This is a genomic window from Guyparkeria sp. (assembly GCF_046545975.1).
Classification (GTDB): Bacteria; Pseudomonadota; Gammaproteobacteria; order Halothiobacillales; family Halothiobacillaceae; genus Guyparkeria.
Map to the genome: position 1 here is coordinate 1 of NZ_JBKGYT010000059.1, position 10,700 is coordinate 10,700.

Sequence of the window (10,700 nt, forward strand, 5' to 3'; positions counted from 1 at the left end):
GTTGTCGGGCGTTGGCGGGTCTGTCGCCGAATGCGGTGGTTGTGAAGTCCGGGGTCAGTCGTCGCGCTCCTGGCCGGCGCGTCGCTCGATGTCCTCCAGGGTCGACTCGATCCGCAGCCGGGCGCGCGGATGATCGGCCGTATAGGTATAGGCCGTTTCGAGTTCCTGGTGAGCAGCCACGAGGTTGTCCTGGAGCAGGAAATAGCGGCCGAGCTGCTCGTGGTGCTCCAGCGTCCGGCCACTGGCGTTGGCCGCCTCGGACAAGGCCAGGGCGGCGGCCGGGTCGTCGGGGCTCGTCTCCACCGCGGACCGTGCGGCCCGGTAGGCCGAATCGGTTTCGCCGCGATCGAGCATCCACTTCACGCGGACTCGCATCAGCGTGGCGTCACCGGGATACAGTTCGATCAGGTCCGTGAGGATGTGATCGGCCCGTTCGGTCTCCCCGCTGTCGTTCAGCGCCCGGGCCAGCGGCAGCGCGTACCACAGATTGCCGCTGTCCTGTTCATACAGCGGGGTGAGCAGGCGGGCGGCCTTCTCGGGGTTGCCCGCACGGCGGGCGATGATCGCCTGCCGATACTGCCGGTCGCTTTCCTCGGCGAGTGGCGTGTCGGTGTTGCCGACCAGGGCGGCGAGACGCGCCCGTGCCAGACGGAACGAGTGGCTGTCGGAACGGGTCGTGGCGGCCGGCAGGCTGTCGAGCCGGTCCTTGATGGCACTGATCCGTTCGGCATTCATGGGGTGGGTGCGCAGGAACTCGAACTGCCGGCCCGGCTCGCCCCCCGCTCGCCGCTGAAGTGTCTCGAAGAAGCTCACCATCCCCTCCGGATCGACTCCGGCGCGCGCCAGCATGTCCAGCGCGATGCGGTCGGCTTCGCGCTCGTGCATGCGGGTGTAGTTGATGGAACTCTGCGCGGATCCGGCGATGCCGGTCGTGGCCACGGCGGCGCCCAGTTGCGGGTCCACCGCGCCCAGCAGGATGCCGGCGATGAATCCGGCGACCGCCGTCATGCTGTTGCCGGTCTGGGCCGCGACCCGCTGGGCGATGTGGCGTTGGGTGGCGTGGGCGATCTCGTGAGCGATCACGCCGGCCAGTTCGCTCTCGTTCTCGGCGGTGAGGATCAATCCCGAAAACACCGCGATGTGCCCGCCGGGCACCGTGAAGGCGTTGATGGTCGAGTTGTCGATCACCACCAGGTTCGGGGCGAAGGGGGAGCCGGGGCTGGACGAGATCAGGCGGATGCCCAGGTCGTTGAGATAGGCGTCGATCAGGGTGTCCTCGACCACGCCGCCGCGTTCCCTGAGTCGGGAGAATACCTCCGCACCGATCTGTCGCTCTTCGGCGGGGGACAGGACGGTGTCCACCGGGTTGCCCAGGTCCGGCAGGCCGCTGCCTGACGCACGGACGGGTGTGGTCGCCAGGACAAGGGCGAGGAACAGAAGCGTGGCTCGGATCATTGTGTCGCGGTGTGAGAGCTGGGTGTTCGGTTTGACTCGCCAATGGGCGCCGGGTTTCCGGCGCGGCGGGGTCGTCGGCCGGTCCATTATGGACGAGGCAGGAGACCCACCGCTAAACTGGGATGTTTCATGCCTACCGGATCAGCTTGGAGAGGATTATGGCAGCTTACGGAACCATCAGCGCGGATGAACTCAACGACAGGCTCGGCGAGGTGGAGTTGTTCGACGTGCGTGGTCCGGCGGAGACCGATCGCGGGGTGATCGAGGGAGCTGAACTGGTGCCGCTGCACATGGTGCCGCTGAATGTCGATCGCTTTCGCAGCGACCGGGACGTGGTCATCTATTGCCACAGCGGTGCGCGGTCGGCGCAGGCCTGCCTGTTCCTGCTCCGCCAGGGCGTGGAGAACGTCTACAACCTCGAAGGGGGGATCCTGCACTGGGCGGGCTCCGGCCTGCCGCTCATTCCGCCGGGCGAGTGAACGCACCCGTTTGCGGCCGAGGAAATATCATGAGTGACATGCAAGCCATCGAGGTCGATGCCCGCGGACTCTCCTGCCCCATGCCGCTGCTCAAGGCCCGCAAGGCCGTGGCCACGGCCGAGCCGGGGCAGCGGGTGATCGTCTACGCGACCGATCGAGGCGCCGAGAGCGACTTTCGTGCCTACAGCGAACGAGCGGGACACGGGCTGGCTTCTCTCGAGTGGGAGGGGGACGTGTTGCGGATCGAGCTGATCCGCGGAGAGTGACGAGTGGACGCCGGCCGGAAAGCCGGTCGTTTCTTGTGCTCGCCGTCGAGATCTGTCCCGAGGTCCGTCTCTCCGAGTCGTCGCGGATGCGCAACCTCCTGTTGTGGCGTATCTTTGGAATTGTCGACAACAACAATCAAGTAAAGACGACAACACCAAAGAGCTTCACAAAGGAGTGATTGCGCCATGGGGAAGAGCCAAGCGATTCGTCTGCTGGGTGCCGGGCTGGTCTGCCTGGGCCTGGTGTTCTCCGGCCCGGTGCGGGCCGCATTCCAGCCGTTCGTCGAAGGTAAGCCGATCGAGTCGTCGATGGAGGACGCGGTCGCCTCGGTCAGCGAGCAACTCGCCGCCGAGGGGTTTGACGTCGCCGGGGACTATGCGCCCACCGAGGGTGTGCACGTGTTCGTGGTCACCAGTGACGCGTTGCTGGCCACGGCGGCCAGGAGTGATCGTGGCGGCTACGGTGCGGTATTGAGCGTTGCCCTGGAGCAGGACGGGGAGTCGGTCCGCGTGTCCTACCAGGATCCGCGATACGTGGCTCACGGCTACCGCCTCGAGGATGACAACGAACCGGTGTTCCAGGCCATTGCCGGCGCGCTGGGTGCCACCGGGTACTTCGGTGCCGAGCCGATCTCGGAGGCCAACCTCAGGACCTACCAGTACGGCTTCGGCCTGGAGACGTTCGGCGATGCGGTGGATCTCGGGGAGCTGGGCTCCTTTGCCCGGGCGCAGGAGCAGATCGCCGAGCGGGCCACCGGCGGGGACCTGGGCACCGAACTGGTCTACCGGGTCCGCATCCCGGGCAAGGACCAGGTGGTGTTCGGTGTGGCCCTGAAGTCGGACAATGCCAATGCCAACGGGGCGGCGCTGGTCGAGGCCGTGGACCTCGAGGCTCCAAGGGCTTATGCCTTCCTGCCGTATCCGATCCTGCTGGACGGCAGCTCGGCGGAGACCCTGAACCTCCGTTTCCGCATGGCGCTGTTCTTCCCGGATCTGCCGATGATGGGCGGCGATGCCTCCTTCTTCAAGCTGCGATCGGCCCCCGACGCGATCAACGCCCTGCTGCTCGACGTCGTCGACGGCAAGGTCCACAGCGACGAGGGTTCCTCGGGCGGTTTCGGCAGCTTCTGACCCCCGCCTCCCAGCGCGCATTCCGGCCGCGTCCGTCGGCCGGGGCGCGCATTCGCCGTCGATGATGGTGAAATCAGTCAGATAACGCGTTATATTATCCCGTCTACGATTGAGACCGCCGAGCCCCATCGGGCCCAATTGCGGTTGATGGCAGCCTGTCTGGCCGGTGACGATCTCGCCGGCCGGCGGGCTGCCGTCGTCATGGGCTGCGTTGATCGCGTTGCACTCTTTTGCGTCAAGCAAACTCAATGGTTCCACAGGACGACCATCCGGGGCGCTGCCCGGATGCGGGGACGGTTTCCCCGAAGTCGCGTGGCTGCCTTGCGGAATTTCTCCATGCCGGGCAGTCGCAGGATTTATATGAGATAAACGCGTTATATCGAGGTGAATACTCTCGTGGAATTGTCCGGCGGTGAAATCCTGGTTGAATGCCTCAAGGCCGAGGGTGTCGAGACGGTCTTCGGCTATCCCGGTGGGGCGGTCCTTCACATCTACGATGCCCTGTACCAGCAGGAAGAGGTCAATCACGTCCTCGTGCGTCACGAACAGGGTGCGGTGCACATGGCCGACGGCTATGCGCGCGCCACCGGCAAGCCGGGCGTGGTGCTGGTCACCTCCGGCCCGGGGGCGACCAACGCGGTCACCGGCATCGCAACCGCGCACATGGACTCGATCCCGCTGGTGGTGTTCACCGGCCAGGTCCACAGCGCGTTGATCGGCAACGACGCCTTCCAGGAAGTCGACAACGTCGGCATCACCCGTCCCTGCGTGAAGCACAACTTCATGGTCAAGGACGTGCGCGACATGGCCGAGACCATCAAGAAGGCGTTCTATGTCGCGACCACCGGTCGCCCGGGCCCGGTCGTGGTCGACATCCCCAAGGATGTCACCGACCCGAAGGTCAAGATCCCGTTCGAGTACCCGGAAAAGGTCGCGATGCGCTCCTACCAGCCCACCGAGAAGGGGCACTCCGGGCAGATCCGCAAGGCGGTCGACCTGATCGTCAACGCCGAGCGACCGATGATCTACACCGGCGGCGGCGTCATTCTGGGGCGGGCGGCCGACGAGCTGACGCACTTCACGCGCAAGCTCGGCTACCCGATCACGCAGACGTTGATGGGGCTGGGTGCCTACCCGGCGAACGACAAGCAGCACCTGGGCATGCTCGGTATGCACGGCACCTACGAGGCCAACATGGGCATGCATCACTGCGATGTCCTGATCGCCATCGGGGCGCGCTTCGATGACCGGGTCACCGGGGACCTGTCCAAGTTCTGCCCGCACGCGAAGATCGTCCATGTCGACATCGACCCGTCCTCGATCTCGAAGAACGTCGTCGTCGACGTGCCGATCGTCGGCGCGGTCAAGTCGGTGCTCACCGAGATGATCGAGCTGGTCAACCAGGCCGGCGGGGCGAAGAAAACCAAGGAACTCGAGGCCTGGTGGGACCAGATCGAGCAGTGGCGCGGCATGAAGTGCCTCGACTACAAGTGGTCCGACGAGATCATCAAGCCGCAGTACGTCGTCCAGAAGCTGTGGGAGGTCACCGGCGGCGACGCCTTCGTCACCTCCGACGTCGGCCAGCACCAGATGTGGGCCGCTCAGTACTACGGCTTCAACAAGCCGCACCGCTGGATCAACTCGGGCGGGCTGGGCACCATGGGCTTCGGCCTGCCGGCCGCGCTGGGTGCCAAGTGGGCCTTTCCCGACGAGGAGGTCGCCTGCGTGACCGGCGAGGGCAGCATCCAGATGTGCTCGCAGGAGCTGTCCACCGCGCTGCAGTATCACCTGCCGATCAAGATCGTCAGCCTCAACAACGGCTATCTCGGCATGGTCCGCCAGTGGCAGGAGTTCTTCTACTCGGGCCGTTACGCGATGAGCTACATGGAGTCCCTGCCGGACTTCGTCAAGCTCGCCGAGTCCTACGGCCACGTCGGCATGCGCATCGAGAAGCCGGGTGACGTCGAGGGCGCGCTGAAGGAGGCGTTCGCCATGAAGGACCGACTGGTCTTCATGGACTTCCAGACCGACCCGGAAGAGAACGTCTACCCGATGGTCCCCGCCGGCGCGGGCCTCAATGAAATGATCCTGGTGTGAGGGCGTCCCAATCATGAGACATATCATCTCGATCCTGATGGAAAACGAGGCCGGGGCGCTCTCGCGGGTGGCCGGCCTGTTCTCGGCGCGCGGCTACAACATCGAGTCGCTCTGCGTGGCGCCGACCCACGACGAATCCCTCTCGCGCCTGACCCTGGTCACCAGCGGTGACGAGCTGGTCATCGAACAGATCGTCAAGCAGCTCAACAAGCTGATCGACGTGGTCAAGGTCCAGGACATGGCGGACACCGCGCACATCGAGCGCGAGCTGATGCTGATCAAGCTGCAGGCCCACGACGCCGTTCGCCAGGAGATCTTCCGGCTGGCCGAGATCTTCCGCGGCCAGGTCATCGACGTGACCGAGTCCAGCTACACCGTGCAGCTGGTCGGGCCGGGCAGCAAGCTCGATGCCTTCATCGACGCGCTGGGTTCGATCCCCGTGGTCGAGATCGTCCGCTCGGGTGCGCTGGGCGTCTCGCGCGGGCCGCGGGGCATGCTGATTCCCGAGGTCTGAGAGACCTCGCCGATTGCCGTTTCTTTTTCCAAATACCATTCGACTGGAGATTCACCCCATGCAGGTTTACTACGACAAGGACTGTGACCTCTCCCTGATCCAGGGCAAGAAGGTCGCCATCATCGGCTACGGCTCGCAGGGCCACGCCCACGCGCTCAACCTCAAGGAATCCGGCGTCGAGGTCGCGATCGGCCTGCGTGCCGGTTCTGGCTCGGTCAAGAAGGCCGAGGGTGAGGGCCTGACGGTCAAGACCATCGAGGAGGCCTCCGCCTGGGCCGACGTCGTCATGGTGCTGGCCCCGGACGAGAACCACGCCGAGATCTACGCCAACCAGATCGAGCCGAACCTGCGTGAGGGTGCGACGCTCGCCTTCGCCCACGGCTTCTCCGTGCTGTACAACCAGGTCTCGCCCCGCCGCGACCTCGACGTGATCATGATCGCGCCGAAGGCCCCGGGTCACACCGTGCGCTCCGAGTTCGCCCGCGGCGGCGGCATCCCGGACCTGATCGCGATCCACCAGGACGCTTCGGGCAAGGCCAAGGACATCGCGCTGTCCTACGCCTCGGGCATCGGCGGCGGTCGCACCGGCATCATCGAGACCACCTTCAAGGACGAGACCGAGACCGACCTGTTCGGCGAGCAGGCCGTGCTCTGCGGCGGGACCGTCGAGCTGGTCCGCGCCGGCTTCGAGACCCTGACCGAGGCGGGCTACCCCGCCGAGATGGCGTACTTCGAGTGCCTGCACGAGCTCAAGCTGATCGTCGACCTCATGTACGAGGGCGGCATCGCCAACATGAACTACTCGATCTCCAACAACGCCGAGTTCGGCGAGTACGTCACCGGTCCGAAGGTGATCAACGACGAGTCCCGCCGGGCGATGCGCGAGGCGCTGGCCAACATCCAGAACGGCGAGTACGCCAAGCGCTTTATCAACGAGGGGGCGCTGAACTACCCTTCAATGACGGCACGTCGTCGCCAGGACGCCGAGCACCCGATCGAGCAGGTCGGCGAGCGCCTGCGCGGCATGATGCCCTGGATCAGCGCCAACAAGATCGTCGACAAGTCCCGCAACTGATCGCGGGACGGTCGCACGAGACCATCCCGGGAGGGGCAGAAGATGGATCACGACACGCAGACCGAGCAGCAACCGGCCGACCGGCAGGACGAGCATCGGCGGCGCAAGGCGATCTACCTGCTGCCCAACCTGATCACGACCGGCGCCCTGTTCGCCGGTTTTTTCGCGATTGTGATGGCCGTCCAGGGCAACTTCGTCCCGGCGGCCATCGCCGTGTTCGTCGCCATGCTACTCGACGGCATGGATGGTCGCGTGGCGCGGATGACCGGCACGGAGTCGGAATTCGGCATCCAGTACGATTCGCTCTCTGATGTGGTCTCCTTCGGCATCGCCCCGGCCCTGATCGTCTACCTCTGGAGCCTGCAGGGGATGGGCGATCGCTGGGGCATGCTCGGCGCGTTCGTCTTCGCGGCCGCCGCGGCCATTCGCCTGGCGCGCTTCAACGTGCAGGTGGAGACGGTCGACAAGGGCTACTTCGTCGGGCTGGCCTCGCCGGCCGCCGCCGCGGTGCTGATGGGCATGGTGTGGTTCTTCGAGGAGCACGCGATCCCGTTCGAGGCCCAGCAAGGCTGGGTCTGGGTGATCACCATCACCACCGGGCTCTTGATGGTCTCGAGCTTTCCGTACTTCAGCGGCAAGCGGCTCTCGCCGCGCCTGCGGCTGTCGTTCCTGAGCCTGCCGATCGCGATCATCGTGTTCGTGCTGCTCTTGAAGGATTTCGCCCTGACGCTGTGGGTGCTTGCCAGTGCCTATGCGCTTTCCGCGCCGCTGTGGACCCTTTCGCGCGGTCTGCGGCGTCGCCTGAAGCGGACGACGTCTTGAATCGGAACGCATCGGTCGTTACCGTGGCAGCATGAGCAGTTGTTCCCGCGCAGCCCGTCTTTCCCTCCCGGCCACCGCTACGGTGGTCGGGCTGCGCGTCGTCTGCCCGTCGCTGCTGCTGCGACTGCCCCGCCGGGGCGATTGACACGAAGCCTGGCGAGGCGACCCACGCGACCACCGACTAGACAATGATTTCCCGACGGGACGACCCGGCGGCGATACCTGAGGTTTTTGCCATGAGCAGCAGTGATTCCTTGATCATCTTCGACACCACGCTTCGTGACGGCGAGCAGAGCCCGGGCGCGTCGATGACGCGTGACGAGAAGCTGCGCATCGCCCGTCAGCTCGAGCGACTGGGCGTGGACGTGATCGAGGCCGGTTTTGCCGCGGCGAGCGAGGGTGATTTCAACGCCATCCGCACGATCGCCGAGCACGTCGAGCATTCGACCATCTGTTCGCTCGCGCGTGCCGGCGAGAAGGACGTACGCCGTGCCGGCGAGGCGGTCGCGCCGGCGCCGAAACGCCGCATCCACACCTTCATCGCCACCAGCCCGATCCACATGGAGAAGAAGCTCCGCATGAGCCCCGACGAGGTGGTCGGGCACGCGGTCAACGCCATCAAGATCGCCCGCGAGTACACCGACGACGTCGAGTTCTCCGCCGAGGACGCGGTGCGCTCGGAGATGGATTTCCTGGTGCGCGTCTTCGAGGCGGCGATCGAGGCCGGCGCGACCACGCTCAACGTGCCCGACACGGTCGGCTATGCCACCCCGGACCAGTGGGCCGAGCAGATGGCGACCCTGATCGAGCGGGTCAACGGCTCGGAGAACGTGGTCTGGTCGACGCATTGCCACAACGACCTCGGGCTGGCCGTGGCCAACTCGCTGGCGGCCGTCCGCTCCGGCTTCCGCCAGGTCGAGTGCACCATCAACGGTCTCGGCGAGCGGGCCGGCAACGCCGCGCTCGAGGAAGTCGTCATGGCTACCCGCACCCGCCAAGACGTCTACGGGGTGTCGACCCGCATCGATGCCACCCAGATCGTGCCGACCTCGAAGCTGGTCTCCACCATCACCGGCTACCCGGTCCAGCCCAACAAGGCCATCGTCGGGGCGAACGCCTTCGCCCACGAGTCCGGCATTCACCAGGACGGCGTGCTCAAGCACCGCGAGACCTACGAGATCATGCGCGCCGAGGACGTCGGCTGGTCGACCAACCGGCTGTCTCTCGGCAAGCTCTCCGGGCGCAACGCCTTCAAGAGCCGCCTGAAGGACCTCGGTGTCGAACTCGAGAGCGAGGAGGCCCTCAACGATGCCTTCCGTCGCTTCAAGGAACTGGCCGACAAGAAGCGCGAGATCTTCGACGAGGACATCCAGGCGCTGGTCTCGGAGGTCTACGACGAACTGGAGGAGGCCTTCCGCCTGGTCTCGCTGCACGTCTGCTCAGAGACCGGCGAGACGCCCGAGGCCACACTCACCGCCTCGATCCGCGGCGAGGAGCTGACCGCCACGGCCACCGGCGCCGGCCCGGTGGACGCCGCGCTGGCCGCGATCGAGAAGATCGTCGCCTCGGGGGCGAACCTGCAGCTCTACTCGGTGAACAACATCACCAGTGGCACCGACGCGCAGGGCGAGGTCAACGTCCGCCTCGAGCGTGCCGGGCGCATCGTCACGGGGCAGGGAGCGGACACGGACATCGTGATCGCCTCGGCCAAGGCCTACCTGAACGCCATCGAGCGGCTCGAACACCCGCCGAAGCGGGCCCATCCGCAGATGGGTGACGTGTGATGCCGGAGCCGGGGCAGGGCCGCGGGTGAGTTCCGGGGTGCGTGAGCAGACGCCGCTGGGCTGGCTGGGGATCGAGGTCTATGCCCCCAGCGGACGGCTGCGCCCGCTCGAGCGCTCGGAGCCGGTGGTCGACGCCGGGGCGCCGATGGCGGAACCCGACGGCGCTGCGGTCGAACCACAGCCGGGAGTCACTCCGGTTGCCGACCTGCCCGCCGGGACGCCCGAGCAGGATCGGTCGGATCGGGTGGTTGTCTTCGCCGAGTCGCCGCACCGGGCGCTGGCCGAGGCGATCGCCCGCTGGGGGCGACTCGATTGCAGGCAGGAGTCGGGCCCGCCGGCTGACGGCGAGGCCGTCTGGGTCCATGGTCGCCGTTGGACGCTCGCCGAGGTGGCCGTTGACGGTGCAGCGAAGCGCCGGCTGTGGAAGGAGTTGGCGGTCGGGCCGAGGCGGGCAGGACGATCGTGAGTGACGCATTCCGCGCCGGCCGGCCCCTGGCGGAGATGCCCCGCCTGGACTGGGCCTCGCTGGCCGGCGAGGACCTGCCCGAAATCCTCGCGATCGAGGAGGCGGCACATCCGTATCCCTGGAGCGAGGCGGTGTTCGAGGACTGCCTCCGCGCCGGCTACCACCTGGATGGGGCCTTCCTCCAGGGGCGGTTGATCGGCTTTTCGGTGATGATGATGGTGCTCGACGAATGGCACCTGCTCAACATCTGTGTCGACCCGGCCATGCAGCGCCGTGGCGTGGGGCGGTTCCTGCTCGAGCGGCTGCTCGATTCGGCGCGCGCGGACGATGCCAGCTGCGTGATCCTCGAGGTGCGCGCGGGCAACCGTGCGGCCATCGCCCTGTACGAGTCGGCCGGCTTTGCGGATATCGGCTTTCGCAAGGCGTATTATCCGGCCCCCGATGGACGCGAGGACGCGCGCGTGATGCGTTGTTCGCTGTCCTGATCCTGTTTTACGGGCCTGCCGCCACCATCCGCGGCGGGCCGAGCGATTTCCTATCCGAGACTTCATGAGCACCACACCCGAAAACGATTACTCCAGCCGCCGGACGTTCGCGATCATCTCGCACCC

Annotated in this window: 11 protein-coding genes; 10 read left to right on the forward strand and 1 reads right to left on the reverse strand. The window is 66.3% G+C overall.

Going from position 1 to position 10,700, the window contains the following annotated elements; genetic code table 11:
* Positions 1 to 54 precede the first annotated feature (54 nt).
* Positions 55 to 1,455 carry a M48 family metalloprotease gene (locus tag ACLFMY_RS06585; RefSeq protein ID WP_410763811.1) on the reverse strand — a complete coding sequence of 467 codons (1,401 nt, stop codon included), beginning with the start codon at positions 1,453 to 1,455 and terminating at the stop codon, positions 55 to 57.
* A gap of 158 nt (positions 1,456 to 1,613) precedes the next feature.
* On the opposite strand from ACLFMY_RS06585, the gene ACLFMY_RS06590 reads away from it, so the two are divergent.
* The 10 genes from ACLFMY_RS06590 (at position 1,614) to rimI (ending at position 10,574) form a co-directional block, all read left to right on the forward strand.
* A complete protein-coding gene (locus tag ACLFMY_RS06590) occupies positions 1,614 to 1,934 on the forward strand; it encodes a rhodanese-like domain-containing protein (RefSeq protein ID WP_410763812.1) in 321 nt (106 codons plus the stop codon).
* 29 nt (positions 1,935 to 1,963) lie between these two features.
* Complete coding sequence (locus tag ACLFMY_RS06595; RefSeq protein ID WP_410763813.1) at positions 1,964 to 2,200, forward strand: sulfurtransferase TusA family protein; 237 nt, start codon at positions 1,964 to 1,966, stop codon at positions 2,198 to 2,200.
* Positions 2,201 to 2,386: 186 nt separating this feature from the next.
* Positions 2,387 to 3,331 (forward strand): hypothetical protein, encoded by a 945-nt coding sequence (locus ACLFMY_RS06600; RefSeq protein WP_410763814.1) that lies wholly within the window; start codon positions 2,387 to 2,389, stop codon positions 3,329 to 3,331.
* A 396-nt stretch (positions 3,332 to 3,727) separates the two neighbouring features.
* Positions 3,728 to 5,428 (forward strand): acetolactate synthase 3 large subunit, encoded by a 1,701-nt coding sequence (locus tag ACLFMY_RS06605; RefSeq protein ID WP_410763815.1) that lies wholly within the window; start codon positions 3,728 to 3,730, stop codon positions 5,426 to 5,428.
* A 13-nt stretch (positions 5,429 to 5,441) separates the two neighbouring features.
* Positions 5,442 to 5,942, forward strand: a complete 501-nt coding sequence (gene ilvN / locus ACLFMY_RS06610; protein ID WP_410763816.1) for an acetolactate synthase small subunit — start codon at positions 5,442 to 5,444, stop codon at positions 5,940 to 5,942.
* Between the two features lie 58 nt (positions 5,943 to 6,000).
* Positions 6,001 to 7,017 (forward strand): ketol-acid reductoisomerase, encoded by a 1,017-nt coding sequence (ilvC, locus tag ACLFMY_RS06615; protein WP_410763817.1) that lies wholly within the window; start codon positions 6,001 to 6,003, stop codon positions 7,015 to 7,017.
* Between the two features lie 42 nt (positions 7,018 to 7,059).
* Positions 7,060 to 7,839 (forward strand): CDP-diacylglycerol--serine O-phosphatidyltransferase, encoded by a 780-nt coding sequence (gene pssA, locus ACLFMY_RS06620; protein WP_410763818.1) that lies wholly within the window; start codon positions 7,060 to 7,062, stop codon positions 7,837 to 7,839.
* Positions 7,840 to 8,075: 236 nt separating this feature from the next.
* Complete coding sequence (locus tag ACLFMY_RS06625) at positions 8,076 to 9,623, forward strand: 2-isopropylmalate synthase (RefSeq protein WP_410763819.1); 1,548 nt, start codon at positions 8,076 to 8,078, stop codon at positions 9,621 to 9,623.
* A gap of 37 nt (positions 9,624 to 9,660) precedes the next feature.
* Positions 9,661 to 10,089 (forward strand): hypothetical protein, encoded by a 429-nt coding sequence (locus ACLFMY_RS06630; RefSeq protein WP_410763820.1) that lies wholly within the window; start codon positions 9,661 to 9,663, stop codon positions 10,087 to 10,089.
* Positions 10,086 to 10,574: a ribosomal protein S18-alanine N-acetyltransferase gene (gene rimI / locus ACLFMY_RS06635; RefSeq protein ID WP_410763821.1), complete on the forward strand. Its 489-nt coding sequence runs from the start codon at positions 10,086 to 10,088 to the stop codon at positions 10,572 to 10,574. Before ACLFMY_RS06630 ends, rimI begins: the two co-directional genes overlap by 4 nt.
* Positions 10,575 to 10,700 lie beyond the last annotated feature (126 nt).